Source organism: Bradyrhizobium sp. WD16 (assembly GCF_024181725.1).
GTDB lineage: Bacteria > Pseudomonadota > Alphaproteobacteria > Rhizobiales > Xanthobacteraceae > Bradyrhizobium_A.
Genome location: NZ_CP028908.1, coordinates 3,967,376 through 3,984,651, shown reverse-complemented (window position 1 = coordinate 3,984,651; position 17,276 = coordinate 3,967,376). Strand labels below are relative to the sequence as shown.

Annotated in this window: 19 protein-coding genes; 8 read left to right on the top strand and 11 right to left on the bottom strand. The window is 65.4% G+C overall.

Translation table 11 applies throughout. The features are described from left to right. Positions 1–15: 15 nt before the first annotated feature. The 6 genes from DB459_RS18410 to DB459_RS18385 all read right to left on the bottom strand — a co-directional run bounded on the left by DB459_RS18410 (position 16) and on the right by DB459_RS18385 (position 4,681). Entirely contained in the window at positions 16–339 is a 324-nt protein-coding gene (locus DB459_RS18410; protein WP_253706714.1) for an XdhC family protein, read from the bottom strand. 11 nt (positions 340–350) lie between these two features. Beyond that, positions 351–1,550 carry a VWA domain-containing protein gene (locus DB459_RS18405; protein ID WP_253706713.1) on the bottom strand — a complete coding sequence of 400 codons (1,200 nt, stop codon included), beginning with the start codon at positions 1,548–1,550 and terminating at the stop codon, positions 351–353. A 30-nt stretch (positions 1,551–1,580) separates the two neighbouring features. Continuing rightward, the gene (locus DB459_RS18400) at positions 1,581–2,498 is read right to left on the bottom strand and encodes a MoxR family ATPase (protein WP_253706712.1); all 918 of its coding nucleotides are present in this window, start codon (positions 2,496–2,498) and stop codon (positions 1,581–1,583) included. 64 nt (positions 2,499–2,562) lie between these two features. Beyond that, positions 2,563–3,366 carry a xanthine dehydrogenase family protein subunit M gene (locus DB459_RS18395; protein WP_253706711.1) on the bottom strand — a complete coding sequence of 268 codons (804 nt, stop codon included), beginning with the start codon at positions 3,364–3,366 and terminating at the stop codon, positions 2,563–2,565. 153 nt (positions 3,367–3,519) lie between these two features. Further along, positions 3,520–3,999: a (2Fe-2S)-binding protein gene (locus DB459_RS18390; RefSeq protein ID WP_253706710.1), complete on the bottom strand. Its 480-nt coding sequence runs from the start codon at positions 3,997–3,999 to the stop codon at positions 3,520–3,522. Between the two features lie 229 nt (positions 4,000–4,228). Then, a complete protein-coding gene (locus tag DB459_RS18385) occupies positions 4,229–4,681 on the bottom strand; it encodes a carbon monoxide dehydrogenase subunit G (RefSeq protein WP_253706709.1) in 453 nt (150 codons plus the stop codon). A 398-nt stretch (positions 4,682–5,079) separates the two neighbouring features. Here DB459_RS18385 and pcaD point away from each other — a divergent pair, with 398 nt between their 5' ends. Beyond that, positions 5,080–5,862: a 3-oxoadipate enol-lactonase gene (gene pcaD / locus DB459_RS18380; protein WP_253706708.1), complete on the top strand. Its 783-nt coding sequence runs from the start codon at positions 5,080–5,082 to the stop codon at positions 5,860–5,862. Between the two features lie 3 nt (positions 5,863–5,865). Here the strand turns inward: pcaD and DB459_RS18375 are convergent, their stop codons facing one another. Further along, entirely contained in the window at positions 5,866–6,402 is a 537-nt protein-coding gene (locus DB459_RS18375; RefSeq protein WP_253713623.1) for a hypothetical protein, read from the bottom strand. Positions 6,403–6,779: 377 nt separating this feature from the next. Here DB459_RS18375 and DB459_RS18370 point away from each other — a divergent pair, with 377 nt between their 5' ends. From DB459_RS18370 to DB459_RS18345, 6 genes are all read left to right on the top strand, one after another. Then, a complete protein-coding gene (locus DB459_RS18370; RefSeq protein WP_253706707.1) occupies positions 6,780–7,694 on the top strand; it encodes a branched-chain amino acid ABC transporter permease LivH in 915 nt (304 codons plus the stop codon). A gap of 52 nt (positions 7,695–7,746) precedes the next feature. Beyond that, positions 7,747–9,024: a high-affinity branched-chain amino acid ABC transporter permease LivM gene (gene livM, locus DB459_RS18365; protein ID WP_253713622.1), complete on the top strand. Its 1,278-nt coding sequence runs from the start codon at positions 7,747–7,749 to the stop codon at positions 9,022–9,024. Then, positions 9,021–9,854, top strand: coding sequence for an ABC transporter ATP-binding protein (locus tag DB459_RS18360; RefSeq protein ID WP_253706706.1), 834 nt, complete (start codon positions 9,021–9,023; stop codon positions 9,852–9,854). The genes livM and DB459_RS18360 overlap by 4 nt, the downstream gene beginning before the upstream one ends. After that, positions 9,851–10,588, top strand: coding sequence for an ABC transporter ATP-binding protein (locus DB459_RS18355; protein WP_253706705.1), 738 nt, complete (start codon positions 9,851–9,853; stop codon positions 10,586–10,588). Before DB459_RS18360 ends, DB459_RS18355 begins: the two co-directional genes overlap by 4 nt. Further along, positions 10,585–10,971: a DUF6867 family protein gene (locus tag DB459_RS18350; RefSeq protein WP_253706704.1), complete on the top strand. Its 387-nt coding sequence runs from the start codon at positions 10,585–10,587 to the stop codon at positions 10,969–10,971. The genes DB459_RS18355 and DB459_RS18350 overlap by 4 nt, the downstream gene beginning before the upstream one ends. Positions 10,972–11,098: 127 nt before the next feature. Further along, positions 11,099–12,241: a branched-chain amino acid ABC transporter substrate-binding protein gene (locus DB459_RS18345; RefSeq protein WP_253706703.1), complete on the top strand. Its 1,143-nt coding sequence runs from the start codon at positions 11,099–11,101 to the stop codon at positions 12,239–12,241. Between the two features lie 178 nt (positions 12,242–12,419). Here the strand turns inward: DB459_RS18345 and DB459_RS18340 are convergent, their stop codons facing one another. Together DB459_RS18340 and DB459_RS18335 are read right to left on the bottom strand one after the other, a co-directional pair. Then, positions 12,420–12,746 (bottom strand): GrlR family regulatory protein, encoded by a 327-nt coding sequence (locus tag DB459_RS18340; RefSeq protein WP_253706702.1) that lies wholly within the window; start codon positions 12,744–12,746, stop codon positions 12,420–12,422. Between the two features lie 66 nt (positions 12,747–12,812). Continuing rightward, positions 12,813–13,544 (bottom strand): cytochrome c biogenesis CcdA family protein, encoded by a 732-nt coding sequence (locus tag DB459_RS18335; protein WP_253706701.1) that lies wholly within the window; start codon positions 13,542–13,544, stop codon positions 12,813–12,815. A gap of 281 nt (positions 13,545–13,825) precedes the next feature. Between DB459_RS18335 and DB459_RS18330 the strand changes: the two genes are divergently transcribed. Then, positions 13,826–14,827: a P1 family peptidase gene (locus DB459_RS18330; RefSeq protein ID WP_253706700.1), complete on the top strand. Its 1,002-nt coding sequence runs from the start codon at positions 13,826–13,828 to the stop codon at positions 14,825–14,827. A gap of 15 nt (positions 14,828–14,842) precedes the next feature. Here DB459_RS18330 and DB459_RS18325 read toward each other — a convergent pair whose 3' ends face one another. Continuing rightward, on the bottom strand, positions 14,843–15,607 hold the full coding sequence (locus DB459_RS18325) for an EF-hand domain-containing protein (protein WP_253706699.1): 765 nt from the start codon (positions 15,605–15,607) through the stop codon (positions 14,843–14,845). 246 nt (positions 15,608–15,853) lie between these two features. Beyond that, complete coding sequence (oxlT, locus tag DB459_RS18320) at positions 15,854–17,113, bottom strand: oxalate/formate MFS antiporter (RefSeq protein ID WP_253706698.1); 1,260 nt, start codon at positions 17,111–17,113, stop codon at positions 15,854–15,856. Positions 17,114–17,276 lie beyond the last annotated feature (163 nt).

Genomic DNA, 17,276 nt, shown 5'->3' with positions numbered 1-17,276 from the left:
GTGAGCGCCGACCGCTCAGGCGATCTTTTCGACGAAGACGCGGATGCGGCCGCCGCAGGACAGCCCGACGTTCCAGGCGGTCTCGTCAGCAACGCCGAACTCCAGCATGCGCGGCTTGCCGGCCTCGATGACGTCGAGCGCCTCGGTCACCACGGCGCCTTCGACGCAACCGCCCGACACCGAGCCGAGGAAGGTGCCGTCATCGTTGATGACGAGATGCGAGCCGGTCGGACGCGGCGCCGATCCCCAGGTTTCCATGACGGTGGCGAGCGCGACGCCGTGGCCGGCGCGGCGCCAAGCTTCGGCGGTCTTGAGGATGTCGTCGTCGCGGCTCAGCATGGTGGTCTCCTTCACGCTGCCGCCCGCGGACCGGCGCGATGCCCCTTTTCGGGCATGTCGGTGAGCGCGGACACCAGCCCCTGCATGGATTCTAGATTGTGCACAGGGCGGAATTCGTCAACATGGGGCAGCATCATTTTGATCCCTTGTGCCTTGGCCTGGAAGCCCTCGAAACGCAGCAGTGGATTGAGCCAGATGAGGCGACGGCAGGATCGGTGCAGCCGGTCCATCTCGAAGGTCAGGCGGTCGTCGACGTCGCGTTCCAGCCCGTCGGAGATCAGGAGCACGATGGCGCCCTGGGACAGCACCCGCCGCCCCCACAGCTTGTTGAACAGGTGCAGCGAGGTGGCGATCCGAGTGCCGCCGGACCAATCCTCCACTGCCGCCGTACACGACACCAGCGCCTCATCGGGGTCGCGCGCCCGCAGCGCCCGGGTCACATTGGTCAGGCGGGTACCGAACAGGAAGACCGAGACGCGCTTGCGGGCGTCGGCGACGGCGTGGAGGAACTGAAGGAACAGCCGGGTATAGTCGCTCATCGAACCTGAGATATCGAGCAAGGCCACAATCGGCGCTGGCTTGTCGATGCGACCGAGCCGATGCAGCGCGACGATGTCTCCGCCCGTTCGCAGGCTGCCGCGCAAGGTACGCCGCAGGTCGAGGCGCTCGCCCTTGGCCTCGGGCCGGAAGCGACGGGTGCGCAATTCCGCCTGGGGCAGCTTCATGGCGGCAATGGCGCGACTCGCCTCGGCGATCTCCGCCGCACTCATCTGGGCGAAGTCCTTCTTCTGCAGGATCTCCTGGTCCGACACCGACAGGCGGACATCCTGCTCGACCTGCTCCTTGGCTTCACGCGATTCGGCCGCCATCATCGCCTCTTGCACGCGACGTGAAGCCGGCGGCGGCGGCTTCTTCGCCTCGTCGGGCAGCGGCACCGAATCCAGCAGGTGCTGCCAACCCTGGTCGACGCGAAAGAACAGCGCGAAGGCCTGGGCAAACACCAGCATGTGCTCGCGGCGGGTGACGAAAATTGCCTGAAGGGTGGCGAAGACGTCGGCGCGGTTGCCGATGTCAATAAGCCGCAGCGCCGCCACGGCGTCGATCACCGCGCCGGGACCGACCGGAATTCCGGCCGCACGCAGCGCGCGGGCGAAGCCCACGATGTTGTCGGCAATCAGCCCGCCGCCCGGCGCCGTTTCGCTCGCGGACATTCCGCCTCCGCTTGGCTCGATGGCCCTCGATCAGGCCGCCGGCCCGGTCACTGCCTGGCGCACTGCCCTGTCCAGCGTCTCGCCCTGCATCCGGCCGATATCATCCTGATACTTCAACAAAGCCCCCAGGGTGTCGCCCACCACCTGCGGCGTCAGGCTCTTGGCGTCCAGCTGTGTGAGCGCCGTCGCCCAGTCGATGGTCTCGGCGACCCCGGGCACCTTGAACAGGTCCTGGTCGCGCAACGCCTGGACGAACGTCACCACCTGCTCCGACAGCCTGGCCGAGATCCCCGGCACGCGCGACTTGACGATCGTGAGCTCGCGCTCGGCGGAGGGGTAGTCCACCCAGTGATAGAGGCACCGGCGCTTCAGCGCGTCATGGATCTCGCGGGTACGGTTCGAGGTCAGAATGACGATCGGCGGAGCGACGGCGCGCACCGTGCCGAATTCCGGGATCGTGACCTGGAAGTCGCTGAGTATCTCGAGCAGGTAGGCTTCGAAAGCCTCGTCGGCGCGGTCGAGCTCGTCGATCAGCAGCACCGGAGGGCCCGCCGGATCGGGCTCCAGCGCCCGCAGCAGCGGCCGCTTGATCAGATATTGCTCGGCGAAGATGTCGTGGGAGAGCCGCTCGCGATCATTTTCGCCGGTAGCCTCGGCGAGCCGGATCGCGATCATCTGCGCCGCGCTGTTCCACTCGTAGACAGCCGACGAGACGTCGAGTCCCTCATAGCATTGCAGGCGGATCAGGCTGCGCCCGAGCGCTGTCGACAAGGCCTTGGCGATTTCGGTCTTGCCAACGCCGGCCTCGCCCTCGAGAAACAGCGGCCGGCCCATGCGCAAGGACAGATAGGTGACGGTGGCGAGCGAGCGTTCGGCGAGATAACCCTGCCGGGTCAGAAGCTCCAGCGTCGCATCGACCGATGTCGGCAAAGCCGTGGGTACGTTCATCCGCCTGTCGCTTTCAAACTGTGACCTCGTCATCTGCCGGCATCGCCGCAGTCCGCCCCGCCCCTCAACGGGCGTTGGCGGCCTCGACGGCACGACGGGTCAGCACACCGATGAGATGGGCACGATATTCGGCGCTGCCATGGATATCGCTGTTGAGCCCTTCGGCCGGGACCACCAGACCGTCCAGCACCTTCGGCGAGAAGCGTTTCTTGAGCACGTCCTCGAACGCGGTGACGCGGAAGACGCCCTCACTGCCGGCGCCGGTCACGGCCACCCTGACGTCCGACGGACGCCGCGCCACGAACACGCCGACCAGCGCATAGCGGGACGCCTGGTTGCGGAACTTGACATAGGCAGCCTTCTTCGCCAGCGGGAAGGACACCTTGGTGATGATCTCGTCGGCCTCCAGCGCAGTGGTGAACAGGCCCTGGAAGTAGTCCTCGGGCTTCAGCTTGCGCTTGTTGGTGACGACCGTGGCGCCTAGCGCCAGCACCGCCGCCGGATAGTCGGCGGTCGGATCGTTATTGGCGAGCGAGCCGCCGATGGTGCCGCGGTGACGCACCGCTGGATCGCCGATCATCCCCGCGAGCTCGGCCAATGCCGGTATCGCTTCGCGCACCGTCGCCGAATTGGCGACCTCGGCATGGGTGGTCATCGCGCCAATTACCAGCGCCCGCCCCTTCAGTTCGATGCCGGCGAGATTGTCGACTTTGGAGAGGTCGACGAGATGCGGCGGGCTCGCCAGCCGCTGCTTCATCACCGGGATCAGAGTATGGCCGCCGGCAACCAGTTTGGCATCTTCGTTCTTGGCCAGAAGATTGGCGGCCTGGCGCACGGTCGTGGGACGATGGAATTTGAATTCATACATTGGAATGCCTTGAATCAGACGACTTGAATCAGATGGCCTGAACAGATGTCTTGATCAGAAGTGCCTGGACCCAGCCTTATTTCGAAACACCGGGACCGAAAACCTAATCGGGCTTGAAGCAGACGCGTGGTCGCGGCGAAGCGACCTCGATCGTCAAGCCGACTTCGCCATCGCCTTGGCGCCGGCCGCGATCGATTCGACGATGTTGTGGTACCCCGTGCACCGGCAGAGGTTGCCTTCGAGTTCCTCGCGGATGGTATGGTCGTCGAGGTCATTGCCCTTGCGCTGCACCATATCGACCGCGGTCATGATCATGCCGGGGGTGCAGAAGCCGCACTGCAGACCGTGATGCTCACGGAAGGCCTCCTGCATCGGATGCAGCGGTCCTCCTTCCGGGGCAAGGCCTTCGATGGTGGTGACGTTCTGGCCGTCCACCATCACGGCGAGCGTGGTGCAGGACTTCACCGCCTTGCCGTCGACATGTACGACGCAGGCACCGCATTGTGACGTGTCGCAGCCGACATGGGTGCCGGTGAGGTGCAGATGCTCACGCAGGAACTGGACCAGCAGGGTGCGCGGGTCGACATTGCCTGTCACTGGAGTGCCGTTCACGATCAGGGAAATCTTGGCCACAGGGGGTCTCCTCGCTCACGCCGCATTGCACGGCGCCACTCTCGCCTGAAACAGGTCCCTGCCACGGGTCTGTCGGGATTGGAATTGGGCATGCATCATAGGTGCCCATACGAAAATCGGCAACCGGGGCAACCGACTGAGCGGCATGCGCTTTCCCGCCCGGCGCCCCCCCGATTCGACGGCGCCGCCGCCATCCGGGGCCGGCCAGGCGTTTTGCGGCTGCGCGATGCTAAGCCTGCGCCTTCACCGCCTCGGCAAATTTGGCGAAGAACTCGTCCGCGAGTTTCTTGGCCGAACCGTTGATCAGGCGCTGACCGAGCTGGGCGAGCTTGCCGCCGATCTGGGCCTCGACGTCATAGGTCAGCAGCGTGCCGCCGTCCTTGTCGGCGAGGTGCACCGAGGCGCCGCCCTTGGCAAAGCCAGCGACACCACCCTCGCCTTCGCCGGAAATCTTGTAGCCGTTGGGCGGATCGAAATCGCTCAACGTGACCCTGCCCTTAAAGCGCGCCGAAACCGGACCGACCTTCATCTTGGCGGTGGCGCGGAATTCGTTATCCGACGTCTTCTCAAGCTCCTCGCAACCGGGGATACATGCCTTGAGCACTTCGGGGTCGTTGAGCTTGCTCCAGACCACGTCCCGCGAGGCAGGAAGCTGAACTTCCCCGTTCATCGTCATCGCCATTGCTGCACTCCGTGATCGATCCGCACAAGGCTGCAAGAAATAGCCTCGTTCCCGCGCAAATGAAACAGGGCGGCGGTAAATTCTCACGGGAAGCGATTGTTGGGATCGGACCAACTGGGCGGCCGGCGCTTCCCTCACCCGCGCCAAATCATCTAGTGTCCTGTCTCCGAATTACCGCTTCATTTGCCTCACCCTCGCACGGTAATTCGGAGACATCAGGACACTAGCAAAATCAAAAAGCTAGTGCGGCTTATGTCTCGCAATTGCCTACAGGGGCTTGCCGCGAAGGCATAGGCAATTGCGAGACGCCACACTAGTCTTTGGACTTCCGAATTTCCCTTCGATCGTTGCGGCGATTGAAGATGATCATCGACGGTCGAAGGCGAGGAGATTGCACAATGCCCATGGTCGACGCCGACGGCTGCCGGATCAACGTATCGGTCGAGGGCCGCGACGGCGGCCCCACCCTGATGCTGTCGAATTCGCTCGGCAGCACGCTGCAGATGTGGGAGCCGCAGATGCCGGCGCTCACGAAACTGTTCCGAGTGATTCGTTACGATCGTCGTGGCCACGGCCGATCGGATATCGGCGCGCGGCCCTACACCATGGAGCGCTTCGGCCGCGACGTCATCGCCGTTCTCGACGACCTCAACATCGAAAAGGTGCACTGGTGCGGACTGTCCATGGGCGGCATGGTCGGCCAGTGGCTCGGCGCCCACGCGCCGGATCGCATCGACAAGCTGATCCTCGCCAACACCACCTGCCATTATCCGGACCCGAGCAATTGGGACGCCCGGATCAAGACGGTGCGCGAGGGCGGCCTCGCCACGATTGCCGATACGGTGATGAACGCCTGGTTCACCGCGGACTTCCGCGAGCGCGCACCTGATGTCGTGGCAAAGATCCGCGCCATGCTGCTGGCGACGCCGCTGGACGGCTATCTCGCCTGCTGCGAAAGCCTGCGCACACTCGACCAGCGCGACCTGCTGCCGCGTATCGGCAAGGAGACGCTGGTGATCGCCGGGCGACACGACCCATCGACGACGCTGGCCGCCGGCGAGTTCATCCGCAGCCGGATCCCCCGCGCCAACCTCACCATCCTCGATGCGGCGCACCTGTCCAATGTCGAGCAGCCCCACGCCTTTACCGAGGCCGTGGTCGGCTTCCTCACCCAGCGCTGAGATCTATTCCGCCGCCTGCAGCGCATGAGCGGCGGCGGCATCGGCCTGCGCCGAGGCATCGGCCGGCACCTGCTTCGGTGCCGCCGACGGCGTCTCGACCAGCGCCACGATGCCGATCGACAGCATCAGCAGCAATTCGGTGGCGTGCAGCCGCAGCGCGGCAGGCTCCCCGACCTTGTCGGCCAGCAGCATGCTGGCGAAGCTGACCACGCCACCGAGCACGAGCGCCAGGCCGAGTGCCTCGTCGGCAGCGCCGCGATTGCGGCCCGGCTCCCGCAGGATCTTGGCGACGAAGACCGCAAAGAAGCCGACCACCGTCAGCTTGGCCAGCGCCAGCAGCCAGGCGAAGCGCACCGTGGCCACCGCGCCGAACTGCAGATAATCGCTGACATACATCGCGGCGGCGATGTTGGCCCGTTCGTAGAACAGGCCGTGGACCGGCGAGATCACGATCTTGGCCGCCGGGATTGCCCAGGCGGGGATGAAATACGACGCCAGCAGGGCGCCATTGAAGGTGCTGACCTTCCAGTTCTTGAACACCATCCTCGCATCCTGCGCCTGGAGCACACGGCTCCGCCGCCCCCGCTGTCCGGGTTTCACGCCGGACGTACCGAGGTAACGCCGGTAAACTCGAACGGGCAACGTAAACCCTTTGTTTACCTTAACGCGGAACCGGGAGATCCACTGCGAGCTGTGGACAAGGTCGCCCAAACAAGTTGCGGCATGCTCAAAAATCCGGCCGTGGACAATGGGTTAGAAGGCTTGCGCCGCTGTTGCCCGCCCGCCGGGGCGCTGTTAGAAACGATTTCGGGATGCGCCGGTCCGGTTGCTGGAGGTCTCGCCAGCGCATCCGTCGGCATACCTGCCGACCCTTCACCGTTTCCAAATTGTCCCAAAGGGCCCCGCCGCGGCAGCAGATGGATTATTTCGCCCAGCAGCTCATCAACGGCATCGCGCTCGGCTCGATCTACGGCCTGATCGCGATCGGCTACACGATGGTCTACGGCATCGTCGGGATGATCAATTTCGCCCATGGCGACATCTTCATGATCGGCGGCTTCATCGCCCTGATCTCGTTCCTGGTGCTGGTGTCGATCGGGATCAGCGCGGTACCTGTTGTCCTGCTCCTGGTCCTGGTGGTCGCCATGGCCACCACCGCGCTCTACGGCTGGACGATCGAGCGCATCGCCTATCGACCGCTGCGCCACTCCTTCCGCCTCGCGCCGATGCTCTCCGCGATCGGCATGTCCTTCGTCCTGTCGAATTTCGCCCAGGTGTCCCAGGGCGCGCGGATCAAATCGATCGCGCCGATCATTACGGGCGGCTACACGCTGTTCGAGCGTGATGGCTTCGCCGTGCAGCTCTCCAATATCCAGATCTTCATCGTCGTGACGACACTGGCGCTGCTCGGGCTGTTCTCCTGGCTGGTGGCGAAGACGCGCCTCGGCCGCGACATGCGCGCTTGCGAGCAGGACCAGACCATGGCCGCGCTACTCGGCGTCGACGTCGACCGCACGATCTCCATGACCTTCGTCATCGGCGCCGCGCTCGCCGCGGTCGCCGGTCTGATGTACCTGCTCTATTACGGAGTGGTTGATTTCTTCATGGGCTTCGTCGCCGGCATCAAGGCCTTCACCGCCGCCGTCCTCGGCGGCATTGGCTCGCTGCCCGGCGCCATGCTGGGCGGCCTCGCCATCGGACTGATCGAGACCTTCTGGGCCGCCTATTTCTCCTCCCAATACAAGGACGTCGCCGCCTTCTCGATCCTGATCGTCGTCCTCATCTTCCTTCCGACCGGCCTCCTCGGCCGGCCGGAAGTCGAAAAGGTCTGAGCCGTTCGTGCCCGGATCCGTTGACGACGCCACCGCGACAGGCCCGGACCGCATCATCCCATTCGTCGCGAAACGGGCGCTAGCCAGCGCCTTCGTCGCCCTGATCCTGTTCTCGCTGATGATCGGCGTGCGGACCGAAGCCGGCCCGACCGGTACACTGATCTACTGGACACGCTTTCCCGAGCTCGCGCTCACCGTCGCCGCGGTCTTCATCGGCTCGATTGTCGTCGAACTGGTGCGGCTGTGGCTGAGCGCGCGCGAAACCGGCCCGACGCCGCGATGGGCAGCCGGAATCCGCAGCCTGGCGCAACGCATCCTGGTGCCGGCCCTCCTGATCTTCACCGTGCTGATCCCGGTGATCTTCTACCAGCAGCGCTACCTGCTCGACCTCTCCATCCTGGTCCTCACTTACGTGATGCTCGGCTGGGGACTGAATATCGTGGTCGGCCTCGCCGGGCTGCTCGACCTCGGCTATGTCGCGTTCTACGCCGTCGGCGCCTATTCCTACGCTCTGCTCTCCACCACCTTCGGCCTGTCGTTCTGGGTCTGTCTGCCGCTCGCCGGCATTCTCGCCTCCTTCTGGGGCATGCTGCTCGGCTTCCCGGTGCTGCGGCTGCGCGGCGACTACCTCGCCATCGTCACGCTGGCATTCGGCGAAATCATCCGCCTGGTGCTGCTCAACTGGCAGGACGTCACCGGCGGCCCCAACGGCATCAGCGGAATCCCGCGCCCGACGCTGTTCGGCATTCCGCTCAACGCGGACGATGACGGCCTCGCAGCACTGCTCGGCATCGAATTCTCCCCGACCCACCGCGTGGTCTTCCTCTTCTATGTCATTCTCGCGCTGGCGCTGATCACCAACTGGGCGACCATCCGGCTGCGGCGCCTGCCCATCGGCCGCGCCTGGGAGGCGCTGCGCGAGGACGAGGTCGCGTGCCGCTCGCTCGGCATCAACACCGTCACGACGAAGCTCACCGCCTTCGCCCTCGGCGCCATGTTCGGCGGCTTCGCCGGCGCCTTCTTCGCCACGCGCCAGGGGTTCATCAGCCCGGAGAGCTTCTCGTTCCAGGAATCGGCGCTGGTGCTCGCCATCGTCGTGCTCGGCGGCATGGGCTCGCAGCTCGGCGTGGCGCTCGCCGCTGCCGCCCTGATCGGCGGCTTCGAACTCTTCCGCGGCTTCGACCAGTACCGCATGCTGGTGTTCGGCGGCGCCATGGTGTTCCTGATGATCTGGCGCCCGCGCGGGCTGATCGGACACCGCTCGCCGACAATCTATCTCAAGACTCGCCAGGCGATCGCGGCCGACCTCGTCAAGGAAGGCCACGGATGAGCGGCGCCGATATCCTGCAGGTCAGTCACCTGTCGATGCGCTTCGGCGGCATTCTCGCCGTCAACGATCTCTCCTTCACGGCGACGAGCGGCGAGATCACCGCCTTGATCGGCCCGAACGGCGCCGGCAAGACCACGGTGTTCAACTGCATCACCGGCTTCTACAAGCCGACCACGGGCATGATCCGGCTGATCCATGGTGACGGCGGCGAATTCCTGCTGGAGCGGCTGTTCGATTTCCGCATCGCCAAGCTCGCCCGCGTCGCCCGCACCTTCCAGAACATCCGCCTGTTCCCGGGCATGACGCTTCTGGAAAACCTCATGGTCGCGCAGCACAATCCCCTGATGCGCGCGTCGGGTCTGACTTTCCTCGGCCTGTTCGGCGTCCCGTCCTATCGCGCCGCCGAGCGCGCCGCCATCGAGCTGGCCCGCCACTGGCTCGATCGCGTGGGCCTGATTGAACGGGCCGATGAAGCCGCCGGCAATCTCGCCTATGGCGATCAGCGCCGCCTCGAAATTGCTCGCGCCATGTGCACGGATCCGGTGCTGCTCTGTCTCGACGAGCCGGCCGCCGGCCTCAACGCCCGCGAAGGCGAAGCGCTCAGCGAGCTGCTGCTCGCCATCCGCAAGGAGCACGGCACGTCGGTGCTGCTGATCGAGCACGACATGGGCGTCGTGATGCAGATCTCCGACCACATCGTCGTCCTCGATCACGGCATCAAGATCGCCGACGGCACGCCGCGACAGGTATGCGATGACCCCAAGGTCATCGCCGCCTATCTCGGCGCCGACGAGGATGCCGCGATCGAGGTGATGGAGGCCTCATCGTGACCGCGCCCATGCTCGCGATCCGTGGCCTGATCGCCGCCTATGGCAAGATCGTCGCGCTCAAGGGGGTCGACCTCGAGGTCCGACGCGGCGAGATCGTGGCGCTGATCGGGGCCAACGGCGCCGGCAAGTCGACGCTGATGATGTCGGTCTTCGGCCGGCCACGAGCCCGAAGTGGCCGCATCGCATTCGACGGCCAGGACATCACCCAGCTACCGACCCATCATCTGGCGCGGCTGCGCGTCGCCCAGTCACCGGAAGGCCGCCGCATCTTTCCGCGTATGACGGTGGCCGAAAATCTGCGCATGGGGGCGGACGCGGCCGAAGCCAGCGAGACGGAGCGCGCCGCCGATCTCGAGCGGGTGCTGACGCTGTTTCCGCGGCTCAAGGAGCGACTTGCCCAGCGCGGCGGCACATTATCCGGCGGCGAGCAGCAGATGCTGGCCATCGGCCGCGCGCTGATGATGCGGCCCCGGCTGTTGATGCTGGACGAGCCTTCGCTCGGCCTCGCGCCGCTGATCACCCGTCAGATCTTCGACGCGATCCGCACGCTCAACCGACAGGACGGCTTGACCGTCCTGATCGTCGAGCAGAACGCCAATCATGCGCTGCGGCTCGCCCATCGCGGCTATGTCATGGTCAACGGTCTGATCACCCTGACCGGGACCGGCGCGGAGCTGCTCCAGCGGCCGGAGATCCGCGCCGCCTATCTCGAAGGCGGGAGGCACGCCACATGACCGACCTGCCCGTTGACGTCGTGCTGCGCGTCATCGTGCTCACGCTCGTGTTCGGCTGCGGCGCCGCCTGGCTTGCCGGCCGCGCCATCGCACTGACCTGGCGACCGGCGGCCATGGTGGTGGGCGCGGCGCTGCTGATAGGCGTCGCAGTGAGGTTCCTGCATTTCGCCCTGTTCGAAGAACCGCTTCTCGCGGTGCCGGCTTTTGTCGCCGAAACCGGCGTCATCCTGGCGATGGCACTGCTCGCGTGGCGGCGAACGCGGGCGCGGCAGATGGTTCGGCAGTATTACTGGCTGTACGAGCCCCGCGGATTGCTCGGCTGGCGATTGCGACAGGATGCCTTATCGTCGCGGGATGCCGCCTCGACGCCGCCCGCGACTTGACGTCAAAGCCCTGTTGGCGGTCAAATCGCGGTTTAGTCGCTGCCGGTCCGGGCCGGCTACCTCATCAGTCCCGCGCAGGTTCGTGAACGGCGCAGATCATGGCGCAAGACGAAGCAAGGAACACGGCATGACACCCTCCAAACTGCTTGGCCTGAGCCTCGGCCTCACCTTGGGCGTATCGCTGGCCATCGCCGGTGCAGCAGCCCCCGCCCGGGCCGACGACATCTCCGTCGCGGTCGCCGGTCCGATGACCGGAGGCGAATCCGCCTTCGGCCGTCAGATGAAGAACGGCGCCGAATTGGCGGTGGCCGACCTCAATGCCGCCGGCGGCGTGCTGGGCAAGCAGCTCAAGCTGGAGGTCGGCGACGACGCCTGTGATCCCAAACAGGCGCGATCCATTGCCGAAAAACTCGCGGGCATGAAGATTCCGTTCGTTGCCGGGCATTTCTGCTCGTCGTCATCGGTCCCCGCATCGGAAGCCTATGCCGAAGGCAACGTGCTGCAGATCACGCCGGCGTCCACCAATCCGCTGTTCACCGAGCGCAAGCTGTGGAACGTGCTGCGGCTGTGCGGCCGGGATGATCAGCAGGGCGTGGTCGCCGCCGACTTTCTCGTCAAGAATTTCAAAGGCAAGAACATCGCCATCCTCAACGACAAATCGACCTACGGCAAAGGCCTCGCGGACGAGACCAAGAAGGCGCTGAACAAGGCCGGCGTCCAGGAGAAGATGTTCGAGTCCTACAACAAGGGCGACAAGGATTTCACGGCGATCGTCTCGCGCCTCAAGCGGGACAATATCGATCTCGTCTATGTCGGCGGCTACCATCAGGAGAGCGGGCTGCTGGTCCGCCAGATGCGCGATCAGGGGCTGCAGACGACGCTGATGGGCGGCGATGCCCTCAACGACAAGGAATTCGCCTCGGTGACCGGCCCGGCCGGTGCCGGCACCCTGTTCACCTTCGGCCCCGATCCGCGCAACAAGCCGACCGCCAAGGTGATCGTAGAGAAGTTCAAGGCCAAGGGCATCGATCCGGAGGGCTACACGCTCTACACCTATGCCGCGATGCAGGTCTGGGCGCAGGCGGCCACCAAGGCCGGCACCACCGACCCGAAGAAGGTCGCCGCCACCGCCAAGGCCGGCGAGTGGGATACGGTGCTGGGCAAGGTCGCGTTCGATGCCAAGGGCGACATCAAGGCGATCGACTATGTCGTCTACAAGTTCGACGACAAGGGCAACTACACCGAGCTCAAGCCCGGCAAGGGCTCGTAGCAGACGGCCGCATCCATCGAGAGGCCCGCCTTCGGCGGGCCCTCGGGATTGCGAACAGCGACGCTGCCAAGACGAAGATGCCCGCGACAAGCGCGGGCATGGCGATAAATCTTTAGCCCATTCTGTGGGCCTCGATCTCATCGGGGCTTCCCGCCGGAAGCCCCCCTTCAATCGCTTTTCAATCGCTCAGCGGCGTCAGTACGACCTTCAGCGGCAGCCCGGGGCGCTGCAAAGCGGTGCCTTCGAGATCGACGATCTCACCATTGGACGATCCGCGTAGCACCAGCGTCACCCGATCGGTTCCGAACAGCGGCAGGAACTGAGGGTCGTCGGTGTGACGCAACGTGGAAATGCGCGCCATGATCTCGCCGTCCTCGAGCGTGTAGCTGCCGACGAAGGCGAATGCCGAATTGCCGCCGCGGAATTTGCCGGCCGTTGCATAGACGACGCCGCGACCCCGCCCCTCGCTGGTATGAAACTGGACCTTGTAGAGTCCGTCCTTCATCGTCCTATCCCCTCATGCCCCGCAGGAGCTTACGGCCGCATCAGAACGGGAACAATCCTGCAGAGCTCAACCGATCCGGCCGAGGATCGGAAAATTCTCCAGCAGCCAGATGCTGACGCCGGACACCGCACCGGTCAGGAAGCCGATGCCGGTGAGGACCATCAGAATACCCATGGTGTGCTCGACCACGGCCAAATGTCGCTTCATGCGGGCGAAGGCCGCGGAAAACTGCTCGATGGCCAGCGCCGCAATCAGAAACGGGATGCCTAGTCCGGCCGAATAGGTCGCCAGCAGCAGCGCGCCCTTGCGCACCGTCTCGGCCGAAGCTGCAACTGAAAGGATTGCCGCCAGGATCGGACCAATGCACGGCGTCCAGCCGAAGGCGAAGGCCAGCCCCATGGCATAGGCCCCCCACAATCCGACCGGGTGGGGTATCGGCAGCCGACGCTCGCGCATCAACAGGCTGATCCGGGTCAGGCCGAGAAAATGCAGTCCCATGACGATGATGATGATGCCGGCGAGAATCGACAGCTCCGAAGACCAGGCGCGCAGGGCCGCGCCGATCAGGCTGGCGCTGGCGCCAAGCGCGACGAAGACCGTGGAGAACCCCAGCACGAACACCAGCGCCGACAGCATCACTGCGCGCTTGCTGGCCTCGAGCTCCTCGTTGGCCACATGCTCGATGGTCGCCCCGGTCAGATAGACGAGATAGGGCGGCACCAGCGGCAGCACGCAAGGCGACAGGAAGCTGATCAGACCGGCGAGCAGGGCCGCCGGATACGTGACATCGGTGATCATGCGTTGCCGGGCACCGGAGGAACAGGAGCAGGACGGATGGAGCCGCCCAGGGAGAAGGCATTGCCGCCGCCGAACAGCCCGGCGGGGCGCGCTGGCGGCCTTGATGCACCGCCGGGCCGGGACGGCGCAACCCTTAATCCCCGCCGCTCCGGCCGATGTGATCAGCGCCTGGCGGTTTGCGCACGGCCCCGGCAATGCCCGCCGCCGCTCCTGGCGTTGACGCAGGCTGAAGCGAGGCCCATGGTCCGGCGGCCAGCGGTGTTTGAATTCGGATGCAAGCGATGCGCAACAGCCTCACCGATGTCGCCGGCGTGCGGGTCGGCCATGCCCACGATCCCCGCCTCGCCTCTGGCGTTACTGCGGTGGTCTTCGACGAAGCGGCGGTCGCCGCCATCGACGTCCGTGGCGGCGGGCCTGGCACCCGCGATGCCAGCCTGCTCGAACTCGGCAACACGGTCGAACGCATCGACGCGCTGGCGCTGTCCGGCGGCTCCGGCTTCGGCCTCGACGCCAGTGGCGGCATTCAGGGTTTTCTTGCCGAACACGGCCGCGGCTTCGCGATTGGCGATGCCCGTGTGCCCATCGTGCCCGGCGCCATCGTCTTCGACCTGCTCAACGGCGGCGACAAGCTCTGGGGCCGGTTCGCGCCCTATCGCGAACTCGGCTATGCGGCGGCCGCCGCCGCGGCGACCGAGTTTGCGCTCGGCAGCGTCGGCGCGGGTCTCGGCGCCACGACGGCAACGCTCAAGGGCGGCGTCGGCTCGGCGTCGGCCGTCACGGCGGGGGGCATCACCGTGGCGGCACTGACGGTGGTCAATGCCGTCGGCAGTGTCACGATCGGCGACGGCCCATGGTTCTGGGCGGCGCCGTTCGAACAGGATGGCGAATTCGGCGGCCGTGGCCTGCCGCCGAGCTTCACCCCCGACATGCTGAAACTGCGGCTCAAGGGAGCGGCAACGGCACGGGCGGGAGAGAACACTACCCTGGCGGTGGTCGTCACCGACGCCGACCTGACCAAGACGCAGGCCCGGCGCCTCGCGGTGATCGCCCAAACCGGCTTCGCGCGCGCAATCTATCCGGTCCATGCGCCGCTCGATGGCGACGTGGTGTTCGCGGCGGCGACCGGTCGCAAGCCAGTCGATCCGCTTTATGGGCTGACCGAACTCGGCGCAGTGGCGGCCAATGTCATGTCGCGCGCGCTGGCCCGCAGCGTTTATGAAGCGACAGCACTGCCCTTCCCTGGCAGCCTGCCGGCGTGGCGCGACCGCTTCGGCGCGGCCTGATCAGAGAGAGCGTGTTCAGGCGCTCATCGAAACCGTCTGGCTGGCGCTCTTCGACAGCATGTCCGCCTCGCGCTGGATCATCCGCTCGATCGCGCCGTAGGACGAGGCTGCGCTATTGCCGCCCGAGCCTGACGACGAGGACGATGATGCCGGCGAGGTCATCGTCACCTTGGACCCATCGGCATAGCTGATGGTGGTGGTCGTCGAGCCATCGCTGTTGGTGGTCGTCGAGGTCGTGGCGCCCTGCGACGATCCCGCGCCTCCGGCTTGCGAGGTGCTGCTGCTGCCGTCGCCATCACCGTCCGCGTCACCCGTGCCCTGCGCCTGCTGCCCATGATGGCGGCTCTTGAGCGCCGAGGCGAGTTCGTTGATGCTGACCGAGCCGTCACCATTGCTGTCGAGCTTGCCGAACACGCTGTCGGCCGCGGCGGTATTGGTGCCGCCGGCGCCGAGGGCGGACTCGAATTCCGACTTGCTGATCGAACCGTCGCTATTGCCGTCGATGAGCTTGAAGAGATCCTGCAGCGCCGCCGAACTACCTTGGGCATTCGAACCCGAGCTCTGGCTGTCGCTCTGGGTCTGCAGCAGGGCTGCATAGGTGTCGGACGACAAGGCGCCGCTCTGGCCAGAGCCGCCGAGCAAGCCGGCGGCCGATGCGCCAGTGCCGCTGCCATTGGTCTGGCCGATATTGAATCCGGTGGATTGATTGCTGCTGCCCGATTTCGTCAGCGACGAAATCAGGTCGATTGCGCCCGACGCAGCCCCCAAGGCCCACAACATCTCGCAACTCCCAAGCATTCGGCGGCGCGCGGCCGCAACGCGATCCCATGGGGATGAGAGCAAGGGGCGTGCCGCTCAAAAGCGCACAAAAAACTCAATGAAATGAAGGAGCGCATGATGTCGGAGGCAGATCCGGCCCGGCAATTCCTGCCCTTCCCGGCAACATCTGCCGGACCTAAGGCTGAGAAAAATCCGCCGGCGTGGACGCCGGCGGATCGGGATGTACACAGCTTACTGACGGTCCCGTCAGCGCCGGGCGAGGTAGTTCGCCCGCATCGGCTTGAGCACGAACACTGCAAGCAGCGCCGTGATGGCGTCCATGGCGATGATCAGGCCGAACACCGGCAGCCAGCTGCCCGTGGAACCGTAGACCATCGCGGCCACCGGACCACCGAGCACCGAGCCGATGCCCTGGGCCATGTAGAGAAAACCGTAATTGGTGGTGGCGTTGCGGGTGCCGAAGGTGTCGGTGAGGGTCGAGGGAAAGAGCGAGAAGATCTCGCCCCAACCGAAGAAAACGACGCCTGAGAGCAAGACGAACAGCGCCGCGTTGTCGCGGAACTGCAGCAGCATCCAGATCGACGCCGCCTCGAGCATGAAGGCGATCAGCATGGTGTATTCGCGGCCGATGCGATCGGAGACCCAGCCGAAGAACGGCCGGGTCAGGCCATTGGTCACGCGGTCGAACGTCAGGGCGAAGGGCAGCGCCGCAAGCCCGAATACCACGGTATCGGCAACGCCGAACGACTTGGCGAAACTGGCGAATTGCGAGATCACCATCAGCCCGCCGGTCGACATCATGGTCATCATCACGAACAGCAGCCAGAACACCGGCGTCTTGAGCATCGCGGTGGGCGCAACGTCCTTGACGGACGGCGCCGCGGCGAGCGGACGCGCGCTCTCGACCTCGCCGGCGGCGGGTTCGCGCAAGCCCAGCGCTGCGAGCGCGCCGACGATGCCGAGGATGGCGCCAAAGGTCACCAGCGTCGACTGATAGCCAGCACTCGCGATCATGCTGTCGATGGGGAAGGTCGTGAGAATGGCGCCGAAGCCGTAGCCGGCAGCGACCACCCCGGCGGCAAAACCGCGCCGATCCGGGAACCAGCGCACCATCAGCCCGACGATGCCGACATAAACGATGCCGGTCCCGACCCCGCAGAACAGGCCATAGGTCAGGTACAGCCCCCAGATGCCGCTAATATAGGCAGAACTGATCCAGCCCAGTCCCGAGAGCAGGCAGCCCACGGTGATCAGCAGCCTCGAGCCGAACCGATCGACCATCCAGCCCTGCAACGGCGACAGCCCGGTCTGAAGCACGATCAGCAGCGAGAAAGTGATCTGGATGGACGGCAGGTCGGCGCCTGTAGTGGATTGAAATGGTTTGACAAAAAGCGTCCAGACATATTGGGGGCTGGAGATCGCCATCATCGCCACGAGGCCGAGGCCGAGTTGGCCCCAGCGGGTCCTTGGCGGATCACTCGCGATGGTTTGAGTTAGCACAGTCATGGGAGGCCTCTTTACGGAGCGTTAATCAGGCCCTCTCTTCGCAAGGCACATGCCAACTGGCATTCCAAACACCAGAAACCGCATACGCGGTCGCAGGTTACCGGGCGACACGGCTGTGTACGTCGGGTTCGTCCGCGTTGCCCCTGCCCGGTCCACATGTTAG

Coding starts and splice junctions, on each gene's coding strand:
- DB459_RS18385 (WP_253706709.1), bottom strand. CDS start 4,681: ATGGCGATGACGATGAACGGGGAAGTTCAGCTTCCTGCCTCGCGGGAC.
- oxlT (WP_253706698.1), bottom strand. CDS start 17,113: ATGACTGTGCTAACTCAAACCATCGCGAGTGATCCGCCAAGGACCCGC.
- DB459_RS18395 (WP_253706711.1), bottom strand. CDS start 3,366: ATGTATGAATTCAAATTCCATCGTCCCACGACCGTGCGCCAGGCCGCC.
- DB459_RS18335 (WP_253706701.1), bottom strand. CDS start 13,544: ATGATCACCGATGTCACGTATCCGGCGGCCCTGCTCGCCGGTCTGATC.
- pcaD (WP_253706708.1), top strand. CDS start 5,080: ATGCCCATGGTCGACGCCGACGGCTGCCGGATCAACGTATCGGTCGAG.
- DB459_RS18405 (WP_253706713.1), bottom strand. CDS start 1,550: ATGTCCGCGAGCGAAACGGCGCCGGGCGGCGGGCTGATTGCCGACAAC.
- DB459_RS18370 (WP_253706707.1), top strand. CDS start 6,780: ATGGATTATTTCGCCCAGCAGCTCATCAACGGCATCGCGCTCGGCTCG.
- DB459_RS18350 (WP_253706704.1), top strand. CDS start 10,585: ATGACCGACCTGCCCGTTGACGTCGTGCTGCGCGTCATCGTGCTCACG.
- DB459_RS18360 (WP_253706706.1), top strand. CDS start 9,021: ATGAGCGGCGCCGATATCCTGCAGGTCAGTCACCTGTCGATGCGCTTC.
- DB459_RS18410 (WP_253706714.1), bottom strand. CDS start 339: ATGCTGAGCCGCGACGACGACATCCTCAAGACCGCCGAAGCTTGGCGC.
- DB459_RS18400 (WP_253706712.1), bottom strand. CDS start 2,498: ATGAACGTACCCACGGCTTTGCCGACATCGGTCGATGCGACGCTGGAG.
- DB459_RS18330 (WP_253706700.1), top strand. CDS start 13,826: ATGCGCAACAGCCTCACCGATGTCGCCGGCGTGCGGGTCGGCCATGCC.
- DB459_RS18345 (WP_253706703.1), top strand. CDS start 11,099: ATGACACCCTCCAAACTGCTTGGCCTGAGCCTCGGCCTCACCTTGGGC.
- DB459_RS18340 (WP_253706702.1), bottom strand. CDS start 12,746: ATGAAGGACGGACTCTACAAGGTCCAGTTTCATACCAGCGAGGGGCGG.
- DB459_RS18325 (WP_253706699.1), bottom strand. CDS start 15,607: ATGTTGTGGGCCTTGGGGGCTGCGTCGGGCGCAATCGACCTGATTTCG.